Here is a 24,189-nt window from a genome sequence, read left to right as displayed (position 1 = left end):
GGCAACGGGTTCCACCGGGCTACTCCTGGTGAAAGCGTCTCCAAAGCCATCTGTTGTTTCAAGGGTTTCTTAGCTCTCTTTTGCTATTCACCTGAGGGAAACCTGCGGACGCCCCATGAACGAAATCGACCCCGCGCGCCGTTTTTCGCTAGACGCGGTGCGCAAATTCAACGCCCCTGCCGAGAACAACACGGCCGGCGGCATGAACGACGTCGCCCGCCAGGTCGCCTCGCAATACCGGCGCGATACGATGTCGCCGATCATGGTGAGCGGCGTCCTGCGCATGGTGGAATTCGCGCTGCTGTTGGTGTCAGGTCTTGCCGTCTATTTCTACTACGTCGGCTTTTTCAACTATCTTGCCTGGCAATACTCCCTGACGATCGCCGCCACCTCGTTCCTCGCGGTCGTTCTGCTCGACGTCACCGACTGCTACCAGATCGTCGCGCTAATGCGGCCGATCGCCAATTTCGGCCGGCTCCTGCTGGTCTGGGCCGGAACGTTCGCCTTGATGGCGCTCACCGCCTTCACCATGAAAATGTCGGAAGACTATTCGCGCCTGCTCTTCGGCACGTGGTTTGTTGTTGGCTTCGTGCTGATCCTGGGTCTCCGCCTGGTGATGTCGAAGCTGATCCGGCGCTGGGCGCGCGATGGGCGGATGGAGCGCCGCGCCGTCATCGTCGGTGGCGGCAAGGCGGCGGAGGTACTGATCCGCTCGGTCGAAAGGCAGCCCTACAACGACATCCGCATCTGCGGCATCTTCGACGACCGCGGCGACAAGCGGTCGCCGCCGGTTGTCGCCGGTTATCCCAAGCTCGGCACAATTTCCGAACTCATCGAATTTGCCCGCATCGCGCGCATCGACATGCTGATCGTATCACTGCCGCTGACCGCCGAATCGCGCGTGCTGCAGTTATTGAAGAAGCTGTGGGTGCTGCCGGTCGACATCCGGCTGTCGGCGCATTCGAACGCGCTGCAGTTCAGGCCCCGCGCCTATTCCTACATCGGCTCGGTGCCGATGCTTGATATCTTCGACAAGCCGATCAACGACTGGGATTCGGTCGCCAAGCGCGCCTTCGACATCGTCTTTTCGATCATCGGCATCATCGTGTTCTCGCCGGTGATGCTGGCGACCGCGATCGCGATCAAACTCGACAGCAAGGGGCCGGTGCTTTTTCACCAGAAGCGCCACGGCTTCAACAACGAGATCATCGAGGTCTATAAGTTCCGGTCGATGTACACCGACAAGGCGGACCCGACGGCGAAGCAGACCGTGACAAAGAACGATCCACGCGTCACCCGCGTCGGCCGCTTCATCCGCAAGACCTCGATCGACGAATTGCCACAGTTCTTCAATTCGCTGTTCGGGTCGCTGTCGCTGGTCGGTCCGCGCCCGCACGCCATTGCCGCGCAGTCGCACAACCTCCTCTACAATGAGGTGGTCGACGGCTATTTCGCCCGTCACAAGGTCAAGCCCGGTGTAACCGGCTGGGCGCAGATCAATGGCTGGCGCGGCGAGATGGACACCAACGAGAAGATTCGCATGCGGACGGAATACGACCTCTATTACATCGAGAACTGGTCGCTCCTGTTCGACCTCAAAATCCTGTTCCTGACGCCGATCCGCCTGCTCAACACGGAAAACGCATATTGAGCGCGACGGCCTATGAATTGCCGGCGGCGGCGGTCAACGCCAAGCTGATCGCACTGATTGCGTCAGGGGCGGTTTTCCTCGGCGTCTTCCTGTCCGGCTTCGTCATTGCCGAGCCCGCGCCGTACGACGTCTATATGATCGGGCTGATCGTGGTGTGGCCCTTGTTCGGAATGCGCATACAGCGCGCGGGGGTGCCGCTTCTGGTGCTGCTGTTGATCATGAACGTCGGCGGCATGATCTCGATGACGCAGATGTCGGACCTCGCCGGCACGCCGCTCTATCTCGCCGTCTCGCTGTTCCTGGCCTTAACCGCGGTTTTCTTCGCTTCGGTAACGGCGGTCCGGCCCAGTCTCTATCGGGTGATCTTCGTCGCTTATGTGGTGTCGGCGGTGCTGACTTCGCTGGTCGGCATAGCCGGCTATTTCCATGCCTTTCCGGGAGCCGAGATCTTCACCAAATACGACCGCGCCGCCGGCGCCTTCCAGGACCCGAACGTGTTCGGGCCTTTCCTGGTGCTGCCGGGCATCTACCTGCTCTATCTGCTGCTTACCGGCTCGGTCGCGCGCATGCCTCTATTGGCTGTGCCGCTGCTGATCATCACCGCCGGCATCTTCTTTTCCTTTTCGCGCGGCGCCTGGGGCATGTTCGCCGTTTCGGCGATCCTGCTAACCGGTGCCTTGTTCCTGCAGAGCGCCAGCGGCAAGTTCCGGCTGCGCGTGGTCGTCATGACCATCGCCGCCGTCGGACTGCTGGTCATCGCAATGATCGTCATCCTGCAACTGCCGGGCGTCGCCGAGATGTTCTCGAACCGCGCACAGCTTGAACAAAGCTACGACACCGCCCGCCTCGGCCGCTTCGCCCGCTACACGATCGGCTTTCAGATGGCACTGGAGCATCCGTTCGGCATCGGCCCGCTCGTCTTCGGCAAGATGTTCGGCGAGGACACGCACGACATCTGGCTGAAGATGCTGATGGATTACGGCTGGCTCGGCTTCGTGTCGTTCCTGACGCTGACGTGCTGGACGATCGCCGCCGGCTTCCGCATTCTGCTGCGCGACCGGCCGTGGCAGCCTTATCTTCTATGCGCCTACGTCGCCTTCATCGGCAATATCGGGCTCGGCACCTTCATCGACATCGACCACTGGCGCCATGTCTACCTGCTGCTTGGCTTGATCTGGGGTGCCATCGCGCTCGAATACCGCCACCAGTGGCAGCTGCGGGCGGCGCAGCGACCGGCAATGCCCGTTGCCGTTGCTTCAGGCAGGACAGCAACCGAATTCGGTTGACCGGAGCCGGTCTATCACGATACATCGCGACCGGTCCGGAGTGTAGCGCAGCCCGGTAGCGCACTTGACTGGGGGTCAAGGGGTCGTCGGTTCGAATCCGGCCACTCCGACCATTAAAATCCAAAGGCTTAGCCAGTTTTCCCCCAAACTGGCTGTACAGACAATAGCCGCACTGCAGCCAGCGCAACGTACGCAGGCGCGTGATCTCATCGAAGAATCGATCACGCATCACTCGTGCGTGAGGCACAGAGGGCGTCTAGCCAGAAGCCCACCGAGAACCGAGCGGTAATAGGTAGATAAGCTTTGCTGCGTACGCCAACCGTGAGCCGTATTCCAGCTTCAATAAGAAAAGGTCCCGCCGCACATGCCAGAACGGCGGGACTCGATCAGGCGCCTTGCATCAGGCAGGGGTGACTCGGGGGTTTGGGCATACCCGGTGCGCGCGGATCGTAGTGAACCCTAGGCCCATCAGCTGCAATGCGTCCACCAACCGTCGGTTGGAAAGAACTAATTCAACCCCGATGGCTGGCCTGGCCTGGCCTGAACAGGCGCGCTCAAGGCTCAGTCTCTTCCCGGGGAAGAGCTTTTTGATCAGGACAATCAGGATAGGGCAATTCTTCACACGGAGAGGGCCTGTGGCCAACTCTGCCATAATGTTCCGCGAGTTTTGCGAAACCGTAGGCGAAGGCGAAGAGAAGCGCGAGGATAACCGCTATTCGGACGGCCATGCCGTATTGTAGCAGGATCCTGGCATTGGAGCGCGCGGCGTTTTGGTACGTTTGAATGTTGAGTTCGAAAAAGGTTGGCTTTATTTGAATTGCCGTCGTCCGCAGTTGTAAGGGCGAGCGGACGCTACGAAGATGCCACGCGCTTTCGCCCTTAGGGGAGAGATGCAATGTCGCTTCAAGGGGTTGCCTGTCCTGCCGAGCTGACCATGTTGACCAAGGCACTTGATGCCCGATGCCGTGAACTAGGCCTCGCTGACGGCGATCCAGGCAGAGAAGTGCTCGGCCGCAGGGTGATGGATTTGTTCGAAAGTGGTCAGCTCAGCGCCGAAGACCTGAGACTGGCTCTGAGCGGCGAGATCTTTAACGCCAAAAATCCTCCGGCCGGAGCCAGTGGGCTTTGATACGGCAAGCGGCTATCCGGGCAGCCGTTTGAATTACTGGGCCAGCGTGTGAACAAATGTGATTTGGCCGCTGGTGCCAGACGGGCTAACTTTGTCCATCGAACGAACGAGGAGAATGATCATGAAGACATTCCTCGCAATAGCCGCGGCACTGACCATGTCCATATCAGTTGCCTCTGCGGATTGCCCCGCGCATTCAAAGGTCCAGGCATCGGTCGACACGCAGACGACAGCGAGCGTCGAGAAGGCCGATATGTCGACTGCCACGGACGCTCAGACGATCAAGAAAGAAGAGCCACAGAAGACCGAGTAGCGGTAACGCTCAGCGGATCCCACGACCCGGATAAACGGCTACTGGCACACATCCACCCACTCGGCGTCGACGAGTTCGGCCAGGCGTTGTGGGCTGAGCCGTACGGCGGCATTCGTCGCGCCTGCCGCCGGGACGACCTCGTCAAAGGCGCGTAGCGAGATGTCGCAGTAGACCGGGAGCGGCGCCGGTAGGCCGAACGGGCACACCCCGCCGACGGGATGATCGGTTGCGGCGAGCACCTGTTCGGCATCCAGCATTCGCGCCTTGCCGCCGAACCGGTCCTTGAATTTGCGATTGTCCAGCCTGGAGATCCCGCTGGCCACGATCAGCATCGTCTGGTCGCCGGCGCGCAAGCAGATCGTCTTGGCGATCTGCGCTGGCGCTACGCCATGCGCTTCGGCGGCCAGAGGCACTGTCGCCGAGCTTGCCTCCGTGACGATAACGTCGATGTCGGGCGCGTGTGCGGCGAAAAAGGCGCGAACGGATTCGAGGCTCATCTCCGACAATTTCCGTCTGGCGTCGCCGTAGCGGCCGGCAAGTCCACTAAGTGGCCGAAAAAACGAAGCCCGCCAGGGCGACCCATGGCGAGCTCGTGGAATAAAAGCATGACACGTCGCTACGACACGGATCGCCTTTTGGCAGGCAACACGGCTTCGTCAAACAGAGCGCTTTCCGGAAGTTGAAGCGCGGAGGCAATACGCCGACGTTTCGAGGGATCGGCGTCCTTGCCGCTTTCAATGTCGGCAATCTCATAGGCTGCCAGCCCGCACGCCAGGGACAGCTCTTCGATGCTGTATCCACGGGCTTCCCGGGCGGTTCGGACGGCGCTGCGTTCAGGCGTAACCGCGCTCGCCGCCAGTTCGGAGTAAGGTTCGCGTTTTGCTATTTGGGGCATTGGCAACTCCGTGGGATGAAAGAGTTAGATCAAATCATGTTGTTGCCTGAGACGATCGGGAGAATGCCCGCTCGTCGGTGATTTGCCAAGCATCAAAGATAGCGTCACGGCATCGTGAACCGACGCCGAAATCAATGGCGGATGCCGGTGCGCCGACATCTGGCCGGATCATCGGCAGACACGGTTCGGAAACAAAATTCTACAGGCCGGAAAAACTGCCGAAAAACTTCAAGGCGATAGTCCCAACCGCACCGATCGGGTCACCGACCTGAATCGGTGACGCTTAAATTCCGCCTGCGCAAAAAGGAAACGATGTCATGAAGAAGCCTCTTCTCTCCGCCCTTGGACTTGCAATCGCACTTGCTCTCTCGATGCCGATCATCGGCGCAACCAGCGCGAATGCAACGACGATGCACACCACCGTCAAGAAGCATCACCGCCATCACTACCATCACCGCGTCCACCACCACTACCGCCACCATCACAAGAAGGTTGTGGCGAGGAAGTACTGAAAACACCCTCGGGCGAACAACCCGCAAGCAGGCGTTCTGGTCCTGGATCAAGGGCGGCTCGCTTGCCGGGTTTGCCGTGTCGGCGAAAAATGGCGGCGGTCCGCTGACCGCCGCCATTTGCTTATCTCAACGTGCCGATCTTGAACGCGCCCGCGGTGCTTGTTGCTGCCGGCCGCCGAGGAACAGACTGGCGACGAGCCCGACCACAACCAGTCCGACAGCGGCCGCCGTCGCCGGGTGATCTCGGGCGGTCTTCTCGATCGCCCGGCCTTGCCTTCTGATTGCCGGCAAGGCGTCGCCGAGGCGCTCAGTGATATCCGAATAATAATCCGATGCGGTATCGCGCCCGTCATCGTAAAAGGCGCCGCCCCGCTTTAACACGGCTTTCTTCAAGGTGGCCAGTTCCCTGGTCAGGGCCGCGACCTGCTTGTTCAGATCGGTGTCGGAGATGCTCGAAAGCGATGTCATGACGTGCTTCCTTCTCTGCAGAAGGAAGCCTAACGCATGACCCTGAAGACCGTTCCGGTCTAGCGAACTTGATCGAGCAGGCGCTTGCATTCCAGGAGGTCGAACAGCGCCTCCTGCAGCAATGCGCGATTGTCACGGGAAAGTTTTGACGTGTCCGGCGGAACCGGACCTTCCTCGTCGGTCTTGCCGATGCCGAAAAAACGACGGCTGGGTTTCACCCTCGGCTGGCCGACCAGCATTTCGTCGTCCGGGCCGCGCGGCTGCGCCGCTTGCGTCAGCGGTACCGTGTCGGCCTGTCGGCGCTGCGAGATCGCCTCGACCGCCGCCATGTCGCCATTGCCGACGGCGATCAGAAACTGGTTGCCGTTCTCGCGCAACAGCTTCTGCACGCCCTTGATCGTATAGCCCTGATCGTAGAGCATATGGCGAATACCCTTGATCAGTTCGACGTCCTGCGGACGGTAGTAGCGGCGGCCGCCGCCGCGCTTCATCGGCTTGATCTGGTTGAAACGCGTCTCCCAGAAGCGCAGCACGTGCTGCGGCAAATCCAGATCCTCCGCGACCTCGCTGATGGTGCGGAAAGCATCAGGGCTCTTGTCCATGGACGAATCCTCACGCTAGAGCATGATCGCGAAAGGCGGGAACCGGGTTCGGGGGACATCACGCTTAACAAAGAAAGCAGCTTTCCGTCCCGCCGGAACGGATCACACCCAAATACCGATCCGGCCTACCGAATCGCATCTTATTTCAGCGGTTTATGAAACAATATTCAAGCCCGGCGCAAAAGCAGGGCTCGTTTTTCAACCGAAGCCTGGAGCATGATTCTCGGCAAAGTGGATCGGGCGTCTACTTGCTGCCCTTGGCTTTGCTGTTTTGATGGGAGCGCAGGATACGGTTCTTCAGCACATTCGACGACTTGAAGGTCATCACCCGGCGCGGCAGGATCGGTACTTCCTCACCGGTCTTGGGATTGCGCCCGATGCGCTCGTTTTTGGAGCGCACGTGGAAGGTCGCGAAGGACGACAGCTTCACCGTCTCGCCGCGAACGATCGCCTCGCAGATCTCATTCAGCACCGCCTCGACAAGCTCGGCCGATTCAGTACGCGACAGCCCAACCTTGCGGTAAACGGCTTCGGCGAGGTCGGCGCGCGTAAGTGTCTTTCCCCCCATACGAACCGTCCCATCAGCTCAAAAACATAAATCGATACAAGCAACGGCAGAACCTAAGTAATTGATCCGTCAAGGTCAAGGACCCGAACCCGATAGTTCGGCACTTACCAGCGGAGCAGGACGGCGCCCCAGGTGAAGCCGCCGCCCATCGCCTCAAGCAGTACCAGGTCACCCTTTTTGATGCGACCGTCGGCGACGGCCGCGGACAGTGCCAGCGGCACCGAAGCAGCGGAGGTATTACCGTGCAGATCGACGGTCACGACCACCTTCCGCTCCTCTATCCCGAGCTTTTTGGCCGAAGCGTCAATAATTCGTTTATTGGCTTGATGCGGCACGAACCAGTCGAGATCGGCGGCGCTGATGCCGGCCTGTGCGAACGTCGCCTCGATAACGTCGGTGATCATGCCGACCGCATGCTTGAACACTTCGCGGCCTTCCATCCTGAGGTGCCCGACCGTTCCGGTGGTCGACGGCCCACCGTCGACAAAAAGCTTGTCCTTGTGGATGCCGTCGGAGCGCAGGCTGGCCGCCAGAACGCCTCGGTCGGCGATGCCGCCTGCTCCCGTGCCTGCTTCCAGCACCATCGCGCCGGCGCCGTCGCCGAACAAAACGCAGGTCGAGCGGTCGTTCCAGTCGAGAATGCGCGAAAATGTTTCCGAGCCGATCACCAGCACCCGTCTGGCCAAGCCGCCGCGGATATAGAGGTCGGCGGTCGTCACTGCATAGACGAAGCCGGAGCAAACCGCCTGCAGGTCGAAGGCAAAACCGTGGTGCATGCCGAGGCGGTTCTGGATCTCGACCGCGGTCGCGGGAAAGGTGTTGTTGGGCGTCGAGGTCGCCAGCACGATCAGGTCGATGTCGTCCGCCATCAGGCCGGCGCTGTCGAGGGCTGCGCGCGCCGCCGCCTCGCCCAGCGAGGCCGTCGTCTCGTCATCGGCCGCGATGTGGCGCTGGCGAATACCGGTGCGCTGGACGATCCACTCGTCCGACGTCTCGACCATGCCTTCGAAATCGGCATTCTTCATAATGCGGCGGGGCAGCGCGGCGCCCGTGCCGCGCACGACTGATCTGATCAATGCTCTTTCCTATTCCTTTGCGTCGATGACGACGTCGGATTTCCGGATTGTCTGGGCATTCGGATTGCGGGCATGGAACAGGTCGAGATCGGCTTCGATGCGGTCAAGCAGATTGTTGCGTACCATGTCGTAGCCAAGCTCGATCGCCGCCGCAAAGCCATCCGAATCAGCCCCGCCATGGCTTTTCACCACGATGCCGTTCAACCCGAGGAAGACGCCGCCATTGGAGCGGCCGACATCCATCTTCTCGCGCAGGCGATTGAAGGCGGTCTTCGCGAAGATATAGCCGATCCTGGCCATCAGCGTGCGGTTCATCGCCGCGCGCAGATACCCGGCGATCTGCCTGACCGTGCCTTCCGCCGTCTTCAGCGCGATGTTGCCGGCAAATCCTTCGGTAACGACGACGTCGACACTGCCCTTGCCGATATCGTCACCCTCGACAAAGCCATGGTAGTTCATCGAGGCCATGTTGGCCTCGCGAAGCATGCGTCCCGCCTCCTTGACCTCCTCCTGACCCTTGATCTCCTCGACGCCGACATTGAGCAGGCCGACGCTAGGCCGTTCAATGCCGAAAACCGAGCGCGCCATGCCGGTGCCCAGAATGGCAAAATCAACCAGTTGATGCGCATCTGCGCCGATAGTGGCGCCGACGTCCAGCACCACGCTTTCGCCGCGCAATGTCGGCCAGAGCGCCGCGATTGCCGGGCGATCGATGGTCGCCATGGTGCGAAGGCAGAACCTGGCCATTGCCATCAGCGCGCCGGTATTGCCGGCTGAGATGCAGGCGTCGGCAGTGCCTGCCTTGACCGCCTCGACGGCCTTCCACATCGATGATTTCCAGCGACCATGGCGCAGCGCCTGGCTCGGCTTGTCGTCCATCCGGACTGCGATCTCGCAGTGGATGAACTCGCTCACGTCCGCCAGCTTGGGGAATTTGGCGAGTTCGGGCCGTACCACTTCTTCGCGCCCATAAATGACGAAGCGTATGTCCGGACGGCGGGTGGCGACAGTCATGAGCGCCGGGATGACCACGCTTGGCCCGTGATCGCCGCCCATGGCATCGATGGAAATCCTGATCACGCGGTGTTCATCTCACGGTTGCTTGGCCAGCGGGCTTGCCAAGGTACGGGGCTCGCGAAGGTTCGGCGAAAATAACGGTTTTGGGCTGCCGCACAACCAACTTTTCTCAAATTGGATCAGCTATCAGGATTTTCCCAACAGTGATCTGAGCTTTTGCTGGAACTCATTCTCCACAGGCTCGGCATCGCCGGCGGCCTCCAGCGACACACCGGGCTTGCGCGGATAGGGATCGATCGCCAAGCCAAAGAACTGTTCGGCAAGCGCTCCGACGTCGATGGCGTCGCCGGAAAAGGTCTCCGGGCTGTCCGGCCCTTCGGCGTCGAGTAGGATCTCACCGCCGCCGTCGAAACCTTGCCGGCCGAGCTTGGATTGCTCCGGCAGGAACAGCGCTTCGACCGGCTCGTCGATATGCGCCTTGACCGGGTCGAGGGTGACGATGCAGGCCTGCGTTACATCGGCCTCGACATGGCCGCTGACTTTCACCCCGTTGCGCTTCCAGGGCTCGACCAGGAGTTCGGCGCGATAGTTTTCTACCGAAAGCAGTTCGTGCTCGGCGGCCAGCAGGGCGCGCTGCCCGGCGTCAGCATCGATCACCACCGGCAGCCCCTTTTGCGGCAGCCGAGCGACATTTGCCCGGAATGACACTGGGCTGTGGATATCAGGACGTTTCATGTTCGCCTCCACTTCGCCATCTTCATTCGGCCTGCCGCCGCTCAAGCGTTGGCCACGGGAAATACCACCGTGCCGGAAACGATCGATTCGGTCGGCTGTTCCGTGAGTTGCCTGGATGCATCGGCGGCATAGAGTGCCAGTTGCGACGCTTGCGGCCAGGCGCCGGCATCGGGCCTGACATTGCGGGCAAGGGCGCCGGTAAGTGCATCATGGTCATTTCGTTGCAGTGCATCGTCATAGGCGGCGGTGCGGCCGTAGAACATCTTCGCCAGTTTCCGCATGCGCTTCGGCACGCCGACGTCGCCAATGCCCAATTCCCGCAACGAATGTTCGACATCCATGAAGAACTCGTCGATCAGCACCTGCGCAACCTCTGCCGCCGCACCACCCTCGCCGCGCAACCGGTGCTGGAACAGGAACATGTGCAACGACAGCATCTCGAAGCGGCCGAGCGGCGTGTCCGGCACGTTCCAGGCGGAATAAAACACCGTTTGCCGCGCCGCCGCCACGATTTGTGCGTAAAGCGCCTCGGTGATGGCGCGGTTGGCATGTCGTTCGCGGCCAAAGAGGCGCTGGAACATTTGAGGGTGGTCTCCCGGGACCGTTTGTTGAAGTGGCCTTGTTGCATCGGCAAGCAAGCTGGTTTACCGGTTTTGCGGCCCAGCGCAAGTTGCGGCCAGCTTATGGAGTTGTAGTTGCGCGCGCTGAAATTCAAGTCGACTTTCCTGCCCAGGCCCGCCGGTGCGGTTTCGCTACTGGTGATCGCTGCGGCGCTTTCCGCCTGCAATTCGTCCAAGATGATCGGCGATCTCAATCCGAGCGAGACGCTGACGCAAGGCTACGTCATCGACCAGCAGGCGATCGACCTGGTGCCGGTCGGCTCAAGCCGCGAACAGGTGCTGCTGGCGCTCGGCACTCCCTCGACGAAAGCGACCTTCGACAACGAGGCCTTTTATTACATTTCGCAGACGCGCAAGCGCTACGTCGCCTTCGACAAGCCGCGGCTGGTCGACCAGCATGTACTGGCAGTCTATTTCGGCGATGACGGGCGCGTCACGCAGATAGCCAATTACGGGTTGAAGGACGGCAAAGTGTTCGACTTCATCTCGCGCACCACGCCGACCGGCGGCAAGGACCAGAACTTCCTCAGCCAGATCATAAATGGCGCCAGCAAGCTGGCGCCCGGTATTCCCGGCGGCGGCGGCGGCAGCACGCTCGGCGGCACCTGATCCATTCCGGCGGAGGTCGGCTCCTTCTTTCCTTTTACTTCCCTCCCCGGAAGCGGCACATCTCAGGCAATGAAAAACCCGCGGGAGCGATCCCGCGGGTTTTTGTCTTAAGGTCGTAGCGACCGAGCTTAGCCGTGCGCGAGAACGGCCAGCAACAGCAGCGCGACGATGTTGGTGATCTTGATCGCCGGGTTGACCGCCGGGCCGGCAGTATCCTTGTAGGGGTCGCCGACCGTATCGCCGGTCACCGAAGCCTTGTGCGCTTCGGAGCCCTTCATATGCTTGACGCCGTCCTTGTCGACAAAACCATCTTCGAACGACTTCTTGGCGTTGTCCCAGGCACCACCGCCGGAGGTCATCGAAATGGCAACGAAAAGGCCGTTGACGATGACACCGAGCAGCGAGGCACCGAGGGCGGCAAAGGCGGATGCCTTCGAACCGGAGATCAGGAGGACGCCGAAATAGACGACCAGCGGCGCCAGCACCGGCAACAATGACGGAACGATCATCTCCCGGATCGCTGCCTTGGTCAGAAGGTCGACGGCGCGCGCATAGTTCGGCTTCGAGGTGCCGGCCATGATGCCCGGATCCTCGCGGAACTGCTTGCGCACCTCCTGGACGATAGCGCCCGCGGCGCGGCCGACGGCGGTCATGGCGATGCCGCCGAACAGATACGGGATCAGGCCGCCGAAGATCAGGCCGGCGACGACGTAAGGATTGGAGAGGTCGAAGGAGACGTCGCCCATACCCTGGAAGTAGGGGTATTTGTCGCCACTGGCGGCAAAGAACTTCAGGTCGTTGGAGTAGGCCGCGAACAGCACCAGCGCGCCGAGGCCGGCCGAGCCGATAGCGTAGCCCTTGGTTACCGCCTTGGTGGTGTTGCCGACCGCGTCGAGCGCGTCGGTTGACTGGCGCACTTCCTTGGGCAGGCCGGCCATTTCGGCAATGCCACCGGCATTGTCTGTAACCGGGCCGAAGGCATCGAGCGCGACGATCATGCCGGCGAGGCCGAGCATCGTCGTCACCGCGATCGCCGTGCCGTAGAGGCCGGCAAGCTGGTACGTCGAGATGATGCCGCCGACGATGACGATCGCCGGCAACGCCGTCGCTTCCAGCGAGACCGCGAGGCCCTGGATGACGTTGGTGCCGTGACCGGTGACCGAGGCCTGGGCGATGGAGTTCACCGGACGCTTGTTGGTGCCGGTATAATATTCGGTGATCACCACGATGAGGCCGGTCACCGCAAGGCCGACAAGACCGCAGATGAACAGGTTCGTGCCGGTAATAGCCATGCCGGCGACGGTGCCGATCTCCCCCCAGCCGATACATGCCGAAGTGGCTACGGCAAGGCCGACAATTGACAGCAGCCCGGTGACGATCAGGCCCTTGTAGAGCGCGCCCATGATCGAGCCGCTGGAACCAAGCTTGACGAAGAAGGTGCCGACGATCGAGGTGAGGATGCAGGCGCCGCAGATGGCCAGCGGATAGAGCATGGCCGCGCCGAGAACGGCGGTGCCACCGAAGAAGATGGCGGCCAGGACCATCGTGGCGACCACAGTCACTGCATAGGTCTCGAACAGGTCGGCCGCCATGCCGGCGCAATCGCCGACATTGTCGCCGACATTGTCGGCAATGGTGGCCGGATTGCGTGGATCGTCTTCGGGAATGCCGGCTTCAACCTTGCCGACGAGATCCCCGCCGACGTCGGCGCCTTTAGTGAAGATGCCGCCGCCGAGACGGGCGAAGATCGAGATAAGCGAGGCGCCGAAGCCGAGCGAAACAAGCGAGTCGATGACGACGCGATCGTTTGGCTGCAGACCCATGAACTGGGTCAGGATCAGGTAGTAGATGGAGACGCCGAGAAGGGCCAGGCCAGCAACCAGCATGCCAGTGATGGCGCCCGACTTGAAGGCGATCTCGAGGCCGGCAGCGAGGCTGTTGGAAGCCGCCTGCGCGGTGCGCACATTGGCCCGCACCGAGACGTGCATGCCGATGAAGCCAGCGGCACCCGACAGAACGGCGCCGATCAGGAAGCCGATGGCGGCGGTAATCGAAAGCAGCCACCAGGCGAGCAGCAGGACCACGACGCCGACGATGGCGATGGTGGTGTACTGGCGCGCCAGATAAGCCTGCGCGCCTTCGCGGATGGCCGCGGAAATTTCCTGCATGCGTGCATTGCCCTGATCGGCCGCGAGAACCGAACGTGTCGCCCAGATGGCGTAAAGGACTGAAAGCAGACCGCAGGCGATGACAGCTGAAATTATGGTCATTGCCGAATTTTCCTCGATTGGTGGCCCAAAAGAACCCCTCCCCGGGCCGTTGAGACAGGGGACGAATTTTCCGCAACCGGAATCCGTCCCTTCGCAGCGGCTTATGCGAAACAGGGCTCGGAACGTCAAGATATTGTTCGGTTCTTGTCCGGCTTTCGCCCAAAAGATCCCGGGTTTCGTCCAAAAGGCTGGACGGCAGTGCGCCTGTCGACACCGCCATCCGGTTAGATCGATTGAAATCGACGAAGGGCCGTCAAGCTTTGCGCGGGTCGCCATCCGGCTGGACGACGAAGACCAGCACCACCAGCATGGTCATGTAGAATTTGAACGCCGCCTCCTGACCGTTCCATGTCGAAGACTGCCACATGGCAAACCACTCGCCGCCAACGACCATGAAACCGAAACACCAAACGAGAAAGCCCATTGTGGCGGCAATGATGGCGAACTTCTTGGCATCGTTGAAAGCCTGTCCGCTGGCGTTGCGCGCCTGCCAAAGTTGCCAGGCGGCGATCAGGTAGAGCAGGCAGGTCAGCGCCTCGCCAAGGATGATCAGCCAGTAGCCTGCCGTCCACAAGGCCGGGTTGGTGATCGAGCGGTACATCAGTGCGTTGCCGGGAAAGGTCGTGTCCATGCTCAGCACATGCTGGACAAAGGCGAAGTTTGAGCCGTAATCGGTGATGTTGCCAAAGGCGACGAGGAAGGCGACAGCCGCCAGACACAAACACATGACGATCTTGGAGAAACGCGCGGTCATGGCAAGAACTCCTGCTGAAAGATCGGGGCATCGCACTCATCAATCGCCGAGTCCCGAAGATCGCGCAACGGGTGGCCCAGTGATCATCGTACTCACAGCCATTGCAAGACATTATGCCGGCAAGCAAGACATTGCCGAGACTGTCGAAGCCCTCGATCTCGATAGTGATTGCGCTGTGGGCGACTTGGTCTCTGTGGTTAGAGCCGGTACACAGCATGATTTCGCCGTCACCCGCCGCCGCTGGATCGCCAGCGGGACGGGTATGGCGCTCGAACTGACGCTTGATCATCCGGCGCGTTCGATCGGCCGCTGAACGGAACGAAGCTCGCTCGGAGGCTTACTCCGCCTCGCGTCCCATGCGCCGCGCTGTGTAGCGCTCGATCGCCGACAGCCCGTCATAGATCAGTACGGCAAGGGCGGCGACGATCAGGCCGCCCTGCAGGATGAAGGCGAGGTTGTTCGACAGTAGGCCGGCGATGATCACCTCGCCCAATGTCCTCGCCGCGACTGTCGAGCCGATGGTCGCGGTGGCAAGGCTGATCACCACCGATAGCCGGATACCGCCGAGAATGATCGGCGCGCTGAGCGGCAGCTCGACCTTGACCAGCCTTTGCCAGCCAGTCATGCCGGCGCCACGCGCCGCCTCGACGACGTTGGCCGGCAGCGTGGTCAGGCCGGTCAGCGCGTTCTCGAAGATCGGCAGCAGGCCATAGAGAAACAGCGCAATCAGCGTCGGCTTTTCGCCGAAGCCGACCGCCGGCACGGCAAGCGCCAGCACCGCTACCGGTGGAAAGGTCTGGCCTATATTGACCAGGCTGCGCGACAGCGGCAGGAATTCGGCGCCGGCTGGCCTGGTGACCAGAATGGCGAGCGCGACCGCAACGATCGTCGCGGCAACCGTCGCGATCAGCACGGTCCGCAGATGCAGCAGCGTCAGCGTCAACAGGCTGCCCTGATTGTAGATTACCGGCGCATTGTTCTCTGTCAGCGGCTTCAGCAGCGGTTCGAACCAGCCGGGATTGGTGACGAAGGCGATAAGCAGCACCACCAGGGCAAGCCTGAGCAGTGATGGAAGCCAAGCCTTTAAGCCAGCCTCTTTCATGCCGGTCTCGCCGCGCGCTTAACCAGTCCGTCCACCGTGACGCGGCCAAGCGGCTTGCCGTCGGTATCTGTCACCGGCAGCGCAGGGCGGCCCGACCACAGGAGTTCGGCGAGCGCGTCGCGCTGGCTGGCGTCACCGGGGATCGCCTCGCCTTCGGCGGTGCCGTTTTCCACCGCGTCGCGGACCCGGCCAAGCGACAACAGCCGGAACGGTTTTTCGCTGGCACCTACCAAGGTTTCGACAAACGCGCTGGCGGGTCTCGCCAGTATTTCGGCCGGCTCGGCATATTGCACCACTTTGCCGCCGTCCATCACGGCGATCTTGTCGCCCATGTGAACGGCCTCTTCCATGTCATGGGTGACTAGGATGATGGTGGTGCCGAAGCGCTTCTGGATTGCCAGCAGATCCTCCTGCGCCTTGTTGCGGATGATCGGATCGAGCGCCCCGAACGGCTCATCCATCAACAGCACGTTGGGTTCCGCGGCAAGCGCCCGAGCGACGCCGACGCGCTGCTGCTGGCCGCCGGAAAGCTCGTGCGGATAGCGTGGCCCGTAGTCTTGCGGGTCGAGCTGGTATAGCGTCATCAGTTCGTCGACGCGGGCCTTGATGCGGTTGGCGTCCCAGCCGAGCAATACCGGCACAGTGGCGATGTTCTGCGCCACCGTGCGATGCGGAAACAGGCCGTGGCCCTGGATGGCATAGCCTATGCTGCGGCGCAGCTCATAATCCGGCACCGAGCGGTTGTCGACGCCGTCGAGCTTGATCACGCCCGATGTCGGCTCGACCAGCCGGTTTATCATGCGAAGCAGCGTCGTCTTGCCGGAGCCGGAGGTGCCGACGATGACGGCGATGCTGCGCGGCTCGATTACCATCGACACGTCGTTGACGACTGTCGTCTCGCCGTAGCGCTTGGTGATGCCTTCGATCTCGATCATGCCGTTTCAACCCTGCGCTTGGTGGCGCTCATTTCGATCACTGCATCGAGGATGATGGCGGCGGCGAAGGCCAGCGCCACCGTCGGCACGGCGCCGAGCAGCACCAGGTCCATCGCCGTCTGACCGACGCCCTGGAACACGAACACGCCAAAGCCGCCGCCGCCGATCAACGCGGCAATCGTGGCGAGGCCGATATTCTGCACCAGCACGATGCGGATGCCGGTGAGGATCACCGGGAAGGCGAGCGGAAACTCGACGCCGAACAGCCGCTCGCGGTCGGTCATGCCCATGCCGCGCGCTGCGTCGTTGGCGGCACGCGGCACACCGGCAAGGCCGGCCACGGTATTGGCCACCACCGGCAGCAGCGAATAGAGGAACAGGGCGACGAAAGCCGGCGCTGTGCCGATGCCGCGAATGCCGAGCGCAGCAACACCCGGCACATGCGAAGCGACCCAGCCGAGCGGCGCGATCAAGAGGCCGAACAGCGCGATCGAAGGAATGGTCTGGATGATGTTCAGCACGTTGAGCACGCCGGCCCGCAATTTCTCGACGCGATGGCAGAGGATGCCGAGCGGCAGGCCGATAATCACCGCAGCCGCCAGTGAACCCAGCGCCAACGTAATGTGCTTGGAGCCTTCCGCCCAAAAACTATCGGAGCGATTGAAATATTCCTTGAGGATCGACAGGCTGTTCCAGCTTCCCGAGACGAGCAGCAGGCCGATCGCCGCTGCGGCGACAACAAGCACGCCGACCCGTGCCTGCGGCGACAAGTTCAGTCTTGTAAGCACGTCGGCGAGCAGGAGGGTGAAGGCGAAGATAAGCAGCCAGAAGCCCGAAGCCGGCGAGATACGGGCGAAGGTGTTGCCGGCGGGCGTCAGGAAGCTGCCGGCAACGCCGATCAGCAGCGCCAGCGCCGCAAGTGCGGCCACACTGGCGGCGAGGCGCAGAGCAAGCGGCGTTTTCAGCAGCGCAATGAGCGCCGCTGCGACAACAATCGCCATCAATAGCGGACCGACCGCCGCGGGCAAAGATTCGAGGATCGAGCGCGCCTCGCCGGGTACGATGCGATTGGCGCGGAAGGTGGCGAATGGCGCCGCGAAAGCCGCATAGGCCGATATCGCCGTGATGACCACGCCAAGCTTGTCGAACCGGATGCGCACGCCCTCCCCCATCGGCCGATCCGGCGCACCTTGAAGCGGAGCGCCGGAATCGCCTTACTTCAGGAAGCCGTTCTTTTTCAAAAAGTCCTCAGCGACGCCCTTGACTGGCTCGCCGCCAACCTGCACGCGGCCATTCAACTCCTGCAGCGTGACGAGATCGAGCTTGGCGAAGACCGGCTTCAGCAGCGTCTCGATTTCGGGATGCTCCTTCAGCACCGCCTCGCGGATGATCGGCGCTGGCTGGTAGACCGGCTGCACACCCTTGTCGTCTTCAAGCACGACGAGGCCGGAGGGCGCGATGCCGCCGTCTGTGCCGTAGACCATGGCGGCGTTGGCGCCGTTGGTCTGGTTGGCCGCAGCGGCAATGGTCGCCGCGGTGTCGCCGCCCGACAACGTGATCAACTGGTCCGGCTTCAGCGTGAAGCCATAGGTCTTCTGGAAAGCGGGCAGCGCGGCCGCCGAATTGACGAACTCGGCTGAGGCCGCCAGCACCACCTTGCCGCCGCCCGAGACATATTTGCCGAAGTCGGAAAGGGTGACGAGCTTATTGGTATCGGCGACCTCCTTGCGCAGGGCGATCGCCCAGGTGTTATTGGCCGGTGACGGTGACAGCCAGACGATCTTGTTGGCGTCGTAGTCGAGCTTCTTGGCAGTCTCGTAGGCCTTGGCGGCGTCTTTCCACACCGGATCGTCGGCCTTCTCGAAGAAGAAGGCGGCGTTGCCGGTGTATTCCGGATAGATGTCGATCTCGCCGGCTGTAATCGCCTTGCGGACCACGGGCGTGCCGCCGAGCTGGATACGGTCGGTGGTCTGGATATTATTGGCGTTTAGCACCAGTTGGATGATATTGCCGAGCACGCCGCCCTCGGTGTCGATCTTCGACGACACCACCACCTGGGCACTCGCCGAGGCAAACGTGATTCCGAGCGCTAGTACAGCGCCGGCCAGAACCTTGATTGAAAACATCTCACAAATCCCTTGCTGTGAACCGGAATACGGCTGCCGCATATGAGCATGGCTTCGATGCCCCGTCGGGGTACACGGTTTCATAAGAGGGGGGATGGGCGCAATAATTTTGTTCCGAGAGTGAATCCGCTGCCGCGACGTCCCGACAGCGTGACGTCAGTTGGCCGCCCGCAAGCCCGTCATCGTCAACACGCCCAGTGCCGCGAAGCACAGCGCGACGACCGGGAAAATCATCCAGTTCAGCATCTCCCAGCCCCAGGCATTGTAGACCGCGCCCGACATCAGCGAGGCGAAGGCGACGGAGCCGAACAGGACGAAATCGTGGAACCCCTGGACCTTGCCTTTTTCGGATGGCTGGTAGCTGTCGGCCACCATGGCGGTGGCACCGATGAAGCTGAAGTTCCAGCCAAGGCCGAGCAGGATCAGCGTCGTCCAGAACTGCCACAGTGCCAACCCCGACAGCGCGACTATGCCGCAGCCAATGAGCAGTACCAGGCCGATGGCCACGATCCGTTCAGCGCCAAAACGATGGATCAGCGACCCCGTGAAGAAGCTCGGCGCGAACATCGCCATGACGTGCCAAGAAATGCCGAGCGTGGCGTCGTCGGTCGAAAGGCCGCAGCCGACCATGGCCAGCGGCGCGCCGGTCATCACGAAGCTCATCAGTGCGTAGCTGCCGATGGCGCAAAACAACGCCGCGACGAAGCGTGGCCTAGTGACGATTTCTGAGAGCGGCCTGGCGTCGCTGTCGGAAATTTCCACCTTCTCGGTTGCCTTGGCTGGGATACGCAACAAAGAGAGAATGGCGGCGCCGACCGCCGCCAGCACCAGGATGGACGCAAACGAGCCGGCAAACTTCACCGGCGAGAACAGATCGCCGGTGAAGATGACGATCTGCGGCCCGAGTATGGCGGTGACGATGCCGCCGGCCAGCACGAAGGAGATGGCACGCGCCTTGAATTCAGGCGGAGCATTGTCGGCGGCGGCAAAGCGGAATTGCTGGACGAAGGCGCCCCCGATCCCGATCACGGCCAAGCCGAAAGCGAACAGCCAGAAGCTGGGATGAAACAGCGCCAGCGTGGCGATCAGGCCGCCAAGCGCTGTCACCGCCGTTCCGGTCATGAAGCCGTCGCGCTGGCCGAGCCGGCGGATGATCGCCGCGGCCGGCAGGGAACCGAGCGCCACGCCGACATTGAAGCCGGTGATCGGCGCGGTTGCCAGCGACTTGTCAGCGTCGAGCAGATACTGCCCGGCCAATCCGCCCATGGAAATGGCGATGGGTGCGGCCGAGCCGATGATCGCCTGCGAGGCTGCGAGGATGAAGGCGGTGCGACGCGCTTCCTTGCCCGCCTCAACGGCGACGACGGCAGTCATGAGGCGTCCTTGCCGCGGCCCTCGCCGCGCACCCGGCGCGACACGCGATCAAGCACGGCATTGACCAGTTTCGGCTCGTCGTCCTCGTAAAATGCCTTGGCGATGTCGACATACTCGGAGACGATGACCGCCACCGGCACGTCCTCGCGCTGCATCAGCTCGTAGACGCCGGCGCGCAATATGGCGCGCAATGTGGAATCGAGCCTCGATAGAGGCCAGTCCTCGGTCAGTGCTTGTCGGATGATCGGATCGATGGTCTTCTGGTGCTCGACGACGCCTGCAAGAATAGCGCGAAACCATTGCGCATCGGCTTCGCGATAGAGCGCGCCGTCGACTTCCTTTCCGAGCCTGAACGCCTCGTATTCGGCGGTGATCTCAAACACGCCGCTGCCGGCGACGTCCATCTGATAGAGCGCCTGTACAGCGGCCAGACGGGCTGCGCCGCGCTTGTTCGCATGGCGAACCGCAGGCTGGCCGGGCGAAGCGGGTTCGCTCACGTTCGCTCTCCCAGCTGTTCCTTTAGAGCGATCATGGTCAGCGCCGCGCGCGCCGCAAAGCCGCCCTTGTCGCCTTCCGAACGCCTGGCCCGTGTCCACGCCTGTTCGTCGTTTTCGGTGGTCAGGATGCCGTTGCCGATACAGACCGAATCCTGCACGGACAGGTCCATCAGGGCACGGCTGGATTCATTGGCGACGATCTCGAAATGATAGGTGTCGCCGCGGATGACTGTGCCGAGGGCGACGAAACCGTCATAGTTCGTCCCGCCTTCGGAGGCACCGTCGAGCGCGAAGGAAATCACGGCGGGGATTTCGAGCGAGCCAGGAACGGTGACGACATCGTATGTCGCGCCCGCTTCGTCGAGCGCGCTGGTCGCGCCTTCGAGCAGCGCGTCGGCAAGGTCGTCGTGAAAGCGCGCCTCGATGACAAGAAGGTGTGCCTTCTTCTTCGGACGGATGAACGCTTTGCCGTGTTGGGATGTGCCTGCCATAGATGTCTCCGGGGATCGCCGGTGACTTAGGCCGAAGCCGGTTTGATCGCAAGCGGAAGATTGCCGAAGGAACTTTCAAGGCCAACCCGGTGGCGGTCGCATCAGGGAATGGGCTTTATGGACGACCGCCTCAAAGCCCCTCCTTCGCCGCCTCCATCAGCCGCGCGGCGTAGCGGGCCATGGTGTCGATCTCGAGATTGACCCAGTCGCCGACCTGGCGTTCGCCCCAGGTGGTGACGGTCAGCGAATGATGGATCAACAGCACGTCGAAGCGGGTGCCTTCGACCTTGTTGACGGTGAGCGAAGTGCCGTCGAGTGCGACGGAACCCTTGGGGGCGATGAATTTGGCAAGCCCGCGCGGTGCTTCCAGGGTAAAGCGCACGGCGTCACCCTCCTCCTTGCGGGCCACGATCTCGGCCATGCCATCGACATGGCCTGATACAATGTGGCCACCGAGTTCGTCGCCGATCTTCAGCGCCCGCTCCAGATTGATCCTCGTGCCGGATTTCCAGGCCATAGCTGTCGTCAGTCTGAGTGCTTCTTCCCAGGCCTCGACCTCGAACCACCGTGCGTTGGCGCCGTCTTCCGGCAGTCCCGTTACCGTCAGACAGACGCCGCCACAGGAAATCGAAGCGCCGATGGCAATGGTCTGCGGATCGTAGGCGGTGTCGATACGCAAACCGACGCCTTCCCTGAGCGGCTTCACGGCAGCGACGGTGCCGACATCGGTGACGATTCCGGTGAACATTAGTTTGGCCCCATGAACATCAGTTCGGTCCTAGATGTCTCTTATCCATTCCGCATATGTGTCTTCGCCGAAACGCATGCTGCGCAATTTGCGAAATCCCGGCGGGATATTGTTGGCATCGATTGGCGATACAATGCCGCCTTCGCCGATCGCGTCCGGCCCCTGGAACAGCACGATACGATCAACCAGTTTTTCATCGAGGAACGCCTTGGCCACCCTGGCGCCGCCCTCGACCAGGAGGCTGGCCATGCCGAGCGCCGCCAGATCCTCGAGCAGTTCCGGCAGCGCAATATCGCCTTCATACGTCTCAGTGCCGATGAAGCGAACGCCGACGCGTTCGAGCGCGGCGCGCCGGTGCGGATCGGCCTCGGCGCAGGCAGCGAGATAGAGCGGCACACGGTCGACGCCGGCGACCAGTTTCGAAGTCTCGGCTAGCCTGATCTGACGGTCGAGCACGATGCGCGCCGGCGAACGGCTCTCCAGTCCCGGAAGCCTAACCGTCAGCGCCGGATCGTCCTCCAGTGCCGTGCCGATGCCGATCAATATACCATCGGCTTCGGCCCGCATCAGATAGACTTCGCGCCGGGCGATATCGCCGGTGATGGAGACCTGTCCCTCGCCTCTCACGCCGATCTTGTTGTCGCTTGAAAGCGCAAGCTTCAGAATCACTTCCGGGCGTTTTTTCAGAGATCGAATCAAATAGCCGGCCATCTGCTCCGCGGCGTCGGCCGCCAGCACTTTTTCCACCACCTCGACCCCAGCGGCACGCAAGATTGCATAGCCCTTGCCGGAAACACGCGGGTCTGGATCGCTGGCAGCGCCGACCACACGCGCCACGCCGGCACTGACCAGCGCATTGGCGCAAGGCGGCGTGCGGCCGTGATGGGCGCAGGGCTCCAGCGTTACATAGGCGGTGGCGCCGCGCGCCAGTTCGCCGGCCTCTGCCAAAGCCTCGGTCTCGGCATGCGGCCGGCCGCCGACGGCGGTGACGCCACTGCCGACGATCATCGGCCCGTTGCCGTCATCACGCACGATCAGCGTGCCGACGGAAGGATTGGTCGAGGTCCGGCCGGCATTCTTGCGCGACAGCCTGAGGGCTGCCGCCATATAGCGGCGATCGAGGAGCTCTTGCTCAGCCGTGCTGCGTTCGGACCCTGCCATGCTCAGCTGGCGTCCTCTTCGCTCTTCAGATCTTCGCCCCTGGGCTCGTCGGTTTTGAGCTCATCGCCTTTGAGTTCGCCCAACACGTCGTGGAAATCCTTGGCCTCGCGGAAATTGCGGTAGACGGAGGCAAAGCGCACATAGGCGACATCATCGAGCGACTTAAGCGCCTCCATGACCAGCCGGCCGACTTCGCCAGAAGCCACTTCGGTCTCGCCCGAGCTTTCGAGCTGGCGCACGATGCCGGTCACGGCCCGGTCGATGCGCTCGGGATCGACATTGCGCTTGCGTACCGCGATCTCGACCGAGCGCAGCAGCTTGTCGCGGTCGAACGGCACCTTGCGTCCAGACTTCTTCACGACGACAAGGTCGCGCAGCTGTACCCGCTCGAACGTGGTAAAACGGCCGCCGCAATCGGGGCAGACGCGCCGCCTGCGGATCGCCGCGCCGTCTTCGGCGGGGCGTGAATCCTTCACCTGCGTATCTTCGGACTGACAATAGGGACAGCGCATGGAGGGCCTTCGGTTCGCGATTCTCGTGGAGCGAAAGGCTTAGAGGTTTTTGCCACGATGGCAAAGTATGGCCGATGACCGATCGCGCCTCAGAGATAGCGAGGCACGAGGAAAATTGCGAGAGTGGCAATCAGTTGAACGGCAATACGCCAATCAGGGAGCGACGTCGCCGGTCGGGAAGCCGCAGGACGTGCCGATATAGCGATAGGCTTTGGTGAAGCCGTCCATCGATATGGTCGCGACCGGCTTGTCGGCGAAGCTGACATCGAGGGCGCTCGTACGGCGCATGGCACGCAGTATGGCAAGCGTGGTCTCGGGCTTGTTGTCCATCATCCACTGTCCGTCGGCGATAAGATGAAAACCAGCCTTGATCTTGTCGTTAACGTCGCGGAACACCGCCGGGATGTTGTCACCTTTGGGCAAGTCACTGTTTCTCACGGCGATGATGATGCTCGGATAGCCTCCGGGTGGCAGTACGTCGCCATTCGAGATGGCCAGCGTAAGGGTACCGCTGGTCCCGTTAGCGTCGAAAAAGACGGTCGAGGCGGCGCAGGTCTTGCGCACATCCTCACCGGTGTTGACCTCGTCCATCGTGGTGGACCACCTGCCGAAGGTCTCTGTCTTGGGCGTTGCCGGCGTCGGCTCGGTCTGCGCCAAAGCGAGGTCGGACAGCTGCAAAATGGCCGATGCCAGCAAGGTACCAAAGCCGGCGAAACGGAAAGTTTGCATCATTGAGCT

At 62.0% G+C, this 24,189-nt stretch carries 29 protein-coding genes and 1 tRNA gene; 8 read left to right on the top strand and 22 right to left on the bottom strand.

The window, feature by feature from the left end; translation table 11 throughout:
• Window positions 1–115 precede the first annotated feature (115 nt).
• The 5 genes from NKI79_RS28940 (at window position 116) to NKI79_RS28920 (ending at window position 4,379) form a co-directional block, all read left to right on the top strand.
• Window positions 116–1,651, top strand: coding sequence for an undecaprenyl-phosphate glucose phosphotransferase (locus NKI79_RS28940; protein WP_352477292.1), 1,536 nt, complete (start codon window positions 116–118; stop codon window positions 1,649–1,651).
• Complete coding sequence (locus NKI79_RS28935) at window positions 1,648–2,937, top strand: O-antigen ligase family protein (protein ID WP_352806062.1); 1,290 nt, start codon at window positions 1,648–1,650, stop codon at window positions 2,935–2,937. The genes NKI79_RS28940 and NKI79_RS28935 overlap by 4 nt, the downstream gene beginning before the upstream one ends.
• A 36-nt stretch (window positions 2,938–2,973) precedes the next feature.
• Window positions 2,974–3,050 (top strand) — tRNA-Pro (locus NKI79_RS28930).
• A gap of 821 nt (window positions 3,051–3,871) precedes the next feature.
• Window positions 3,872–4,066, top strand: coding sequence for a hypothetical protein (locus NKI79_RS28925; RefSeq protein WP_254817574.1), 195 nt, complete (start codon window positions 3,872–3,874; stop codon window positions 4,064–4,066).
• 121 nt (window positions 4,067–4,187) lie between these two features.
• A complete protein-coding gene (locus tag NKI79_RS28920; protein WP_352506491.1) occupies window positions 4,188–4,379 on the top strand; it encodes a hypothetical protein in 192 nt (63 codons plus the stop codon).
• Between the two features lie 38 nt (window positions 4,380–4,417).
• Here NKI79_RS28920 and NKI79_RS28915 read toward each other — a convergent pair whose 3' ends face one another.
• Together NKI79_RS28915 and NKI79_RS28910 are read right to left on the bottom strand one after the other, a co-directional pair.
• Window positions 4,418–4,876 (bottom strand): YbaK/EbsC family protein, encoded by a 459-nt coding sequence (locus NKI79_RS28915; RefSeq protein ID WP_352449319.1) that lies wholly within the window; start codon window positions 4,874–4,876, stop codon window positions 4,418–4,420.
• 119 nt (window positions 4,877–4,995) lie between these two features.
• A complete protein-coding gene (locus tag NKI79_RS28910; protein WP_023674515.1) occupies window positions 4,996–5,274 on the bottom strand; it encodes a helix-turn-helix domain-containing protein in 279 nt (92 codons plus the stop codon).
• Between the two features lie 317 nt (window positions 5,275–5,591).
• On the opposite strand from NKI79_RS28910, the gene NKI79_RS28905 reads away from it, so the two are divergent.
• Entirely contained in the window at window positions 5,592–5,786 is a 195-nt protein-coding gene (locus NKI79_RS28905; protein WP_352806457.1) for a hypothetical protein, read from the top strand.
• 126 nt (window positions 5,787–5,912) lie between these two features.
• Here the strand turns inward: NKI79_RS28905 and NKI79_RS28900 are convergent, their stop codons facing one another.
• The 7 genes from NKI79_RS28900 to NKI79_RS28870 all read right to left on the bottom strand — a co-directional run bounded on the left by NKI79_RS28900 (window position 5,913) and on the right by NKI79_RS28870 (window position 10,833).
• Complete coding sequence (locus tag NKI79_RS28900; protein WP_352806454.1) at window positions 5,913–6,254, bottom strand: hypothetical protein; 342 nt, start codon at window positions 6,252–6,254, stop codon at window positions 5,913–5,915.
• 59 nt (window positions 6,255–6,313) lie between these two features.
• Complete coding sequence (locus NKI79_RS28895) at window positions 6,314–6,856, bottom strand: MerR family transcriptional regulator (RefSeq protein WP_254817568.1); 543 nt, start codon at window positions 6,854–6,856, stop codon at window positions 6,314–6,316.
• A 244-nt stretch (window positions 6,857–7,100) separates the two neighbouring features.
• Window positions 7,101–7,424, bottom strand: a complete 324-nt coding sequence (locus NKI79_RS28890) for an integration host factor subunit alpha (protein ID WP_023717292.1) — start codon at window positions 7,422–7,424, stop codon at window positions 7,101–7,103.
• A gap of 104 nt (window positions 7,425–7,528) precedes the next feature.
• Window positions 7,529–8,500, bottom strand: a complete 972-nt coding sequence (locus tag NKI79_RS28885) for a beta-ketoacyl-ACP synthase III (protein WP_352477176.1) — start codon at window positions 8,498–8,500, stop codon at window positions 7,529–7,531.
• A gap of 9 nt (window positions 8,501–8,509) precedes the next feature.
• Window positions 8,510–9,580, bottom strand: coding sequence for a phosphate acyltransferase PlsX (plsX, locus tag NKI79_RS28880; protein ID WP_352806452.1), 1,071 nt, complete (start codon window positions 9,578–9,580; stop codon window positions 8,510–8,512).
• Window positions 9,581–9,703: 123 nt separating this feature from the next.
• Window positions 9,704–10,252 carry a YceD family protein gene (locus NKI79_RS28875; RefSeq protein WP_352477174.1) on the bottom strand — a complete coding sequence of 183 codons (549 nt, stop codon included), beginning with the start codon at window positions 10,250–10,252 and terminating at the stop codon, window positions 9,704–9,706.
• A gap of 41 nt (window positions 10,253–10,293) precedes the next feature.
• Complete coding sequence (locus tag NKI79_RS28870) at window positions 10,294–10,833, bottom strand: ubiquinol-cytochrome C chaperone family protein (RefSeq protein WP_352477173.1); 540 nt, start codon at window positions 10,831–10,833, stop codon at window positions 10,294–10,296.
• 114 nt (window positions 10,834–10,947) lie between these two features.
• Here NKI79_RS28870 and NKI79_RS28865 point away from each other — a divergent pair, with 114 nt between their 5' ends.
• Window positions 10,948–11,481, top strand: coding sequence for an outer membrane protein assembly factor BamE (locus tag NKI79_RS28865; RefSeq protein WP_352477172.1), 534 nt, complete (start codon window positions 10,948–10,950; stop codon window positions 11,479–11,481).
• A 128-nt stretch (window positions 11,482–11,609) separates the two neighbouring features.
• On the opposite strand, the gene NKI79_RS28860 is transcribed toward NKI79_RS28865, so the two are convergent.
• Both NKI79_RS28860 and NKI79_RS28855 read right to left on the bottom strand, forming a co-directional pair.
• Window positions 11,610–13,751 carry a sodium-translocating pyrophosphatase gene (locus NKI79_RS28860; RefSeq protein ID WP_352649987.1) on the bottom strand — a complete coding sequence of 714 codons (2,142 nt, stop codon included), beginning with the start codon at window positions 13,749–13,751 and terminating at the stop codon, window positions 11,610–11,612.
• Window positions 13,752–14,004: 253 nt separating this feature from the next.
• A complete protein-coding gene (locus NKI79_RS28855) occupies window positions 14,005–14,505 on the bottom strand; it encodes a DUF2165 family protein (protein WP_352806448.1) in 501 nt (166 codons plus the stop codon).
• Window positions 14,506–14,584: 79 nt separating this feature from the next.
• On the opposite strand from NKI79_RS28855, the gene NKI79_RS28850 reads away from it, so the two are divergent.
• The gene (locus tag NKI79_RS28850; RefSeq protein WP_352806446.1) at window positions 14,585–14,818 is read left to right on the top strand and encodes a hypothetical protein; all 234 of its coding nucleotides are present in this window, start codon (window positions 14,585–14,587) and stop codon (window positions 14,816–14,818) included.
• A 24-nt stretch (window positions 14,819–14,842) separates the two neighbouring features.
• Here the strand turns inward: NKI79_RS28850 and NKI79_RS28845 are convergent, their stop codons facing one another.
• From NKI79_RS28845 to NKI79_RS28795, 11 genes are all read right to left on the bottom strand, one after another.
• Window positions 14,843–15,607 (bottom strand): ABC transporter permease, encoded by a 765-nt coding sequence (locus NKI79_RS28845; protein ID WP_352477169.1) that lies wholly within the window; start codon window positions 15,605–15,607, stop codon window positions 14,843–14,845.
• Window positions 15,604–16,542, bottom strand: a complete 939-nt coding sequence (locus NKI79_RS28840) for an ABC transporter ATP-binding protein (RefSeq protein WP_352477168.1) — start codon at window positions 16,540–16,542, stop codon at window positions 15,604–15,606. The genes NKI79_RS28845 and NKI79_RS28840 overlap by 4 nt, the downstream gene beginning before the upstream one ends.
• Window positions 16,539–17,714, bottom strand: coding sequence for an ABC transporter permease (locus tag NKI79_RS28835; protein ID WP_352806441.1), 1,176 nt, complete (start codon window positions 17,712–17,714; stop codon window positions 16,539–16,541). Before NKI79_RS28835 ends, NKI79_RS28840 begins: the two co-directional genes overlap by 4 nt.
• Before the next feature lie 42 nt (window positions 17,715–17,756).
• Window positions 17,757–18,668 carry a glycine betaine ABC transporter substrate-binding protein OsmF gene (gene osmF / locus NKI79_RS28830; protein WP_352477167.1) on the bottom strand — a complete coding sequence of 304 codons (912 nt, stop codon included), beginning with the start codon at window positions 18,666–18,668 and terminating at the stop codon, window positions 17,757–17,759.
• 156 nt (window positions 18,669–18,824) lie between these two features.
• Entirely contained in the window at window positions 18,825–20,042 is a 1,218-nt protein-coding gene (locus tag NKI79_RS28825) for an MFS transporter (protein ID WP_352806439.1), read from the bottom strand.
• The gene (gene nusB, locus NKI79_RS28820; RefSeq protein ID WP_352506505.1) at window positions 20,039–20,539 is read right to left on the bottom strand and encodes a transcription antitermination factor NusB; all 501 of its coding nucleotides are present in this window, start codon (window positions 20,537–20,539) and stop codon (window positions 20,039–20,041) included. The genes NKI79_RS28825 and nusB overlap by 4 nt, the downstream gene beginning before the upstream one ends.
• Window positions 20,536–21,030, bottom strand: a complete 495-nt coding sequence (gene ribH, locus NKI79_RS28815) for a 6,7-dimethyl-8-ribityllumazine synthase (RefSeq protein ID WP_352477165.1) — start codon at window positions 21,028–21,030, stop codon at window positions 20,536–20,538. The genes nusB and ribH overlap by 4 nt, the downstream gene beginning before the upstream one ends.
• 130 nt (window positions 21,031–21,160) lie before the next feature.
• Entirely contained in the window at window positions 21,161–21,778 is a 618-nt protein-coding gene (locus NKI79_RS28810) for a riboflavin synthase (RefSeq protein ID WP_352506507.1), read from the bottom strand.
• Window positions 21,779–21,808: 30 nt separating this feature from the next.
• On the bottom strand, window positions 21,809–22,939 hold the full coding sequence (gene ribD, locus NKI79_RS28805) for a bifunctional diaminohydroxyphosphoribosylaminopyrimidine deaminase/5-amino-6-(5-phosphoribosylamino)uracil reductase RibD (RefSeq protein WP_352806436.1): 1,131 nt from the start codon (window positions 22,937–22,939) through the stop codon (window positions 21,809–21,811).
• Between the two features lie 2 nt (window positions 22,940–22,941).
• A complete protein-coding gene (gene nrdR, locus NKI79_RS28800; protein ID WP_352806433.1) occupies window positions 22,942–23,451 on the bottom strand; it encodes a transcriptional regulator NrdR in 510 nt (169 codons plus the stop codon).
• Between the two features lie 153 nt (window positions 23,452–23,604).
• Window positions 23,605–24,183 carry a hypothetical protein gene (locus NKI79_RS28795; protein ID WP_352806430.1) on the bottom strand — a complete coding sequence of 193 codons (579 nt, stop codon included), beginning with the start codon at window positions 24,181–24,183 and terminating at the stop codon, window positions 23,605–23,607.
• Between the last annotated feature and the right edge of the window lie 6 nt (window positions 24,184–24,189).

The sequence above is a fragment of the Mesorhizobium sp. M0340 genome, from assembly GCF_040321535.1.
Lineage (GTDB): Bacteria > Pseudomonadota > Alphaproteobacteria > Rhizobiales > Rhizobiaceae > Mesorhizobium.
The sequence above is the reverse complement of the archived record's forward strand: the minus strand, read 5'-3'. Positions and strand labels throughout refer to the sequence as shown.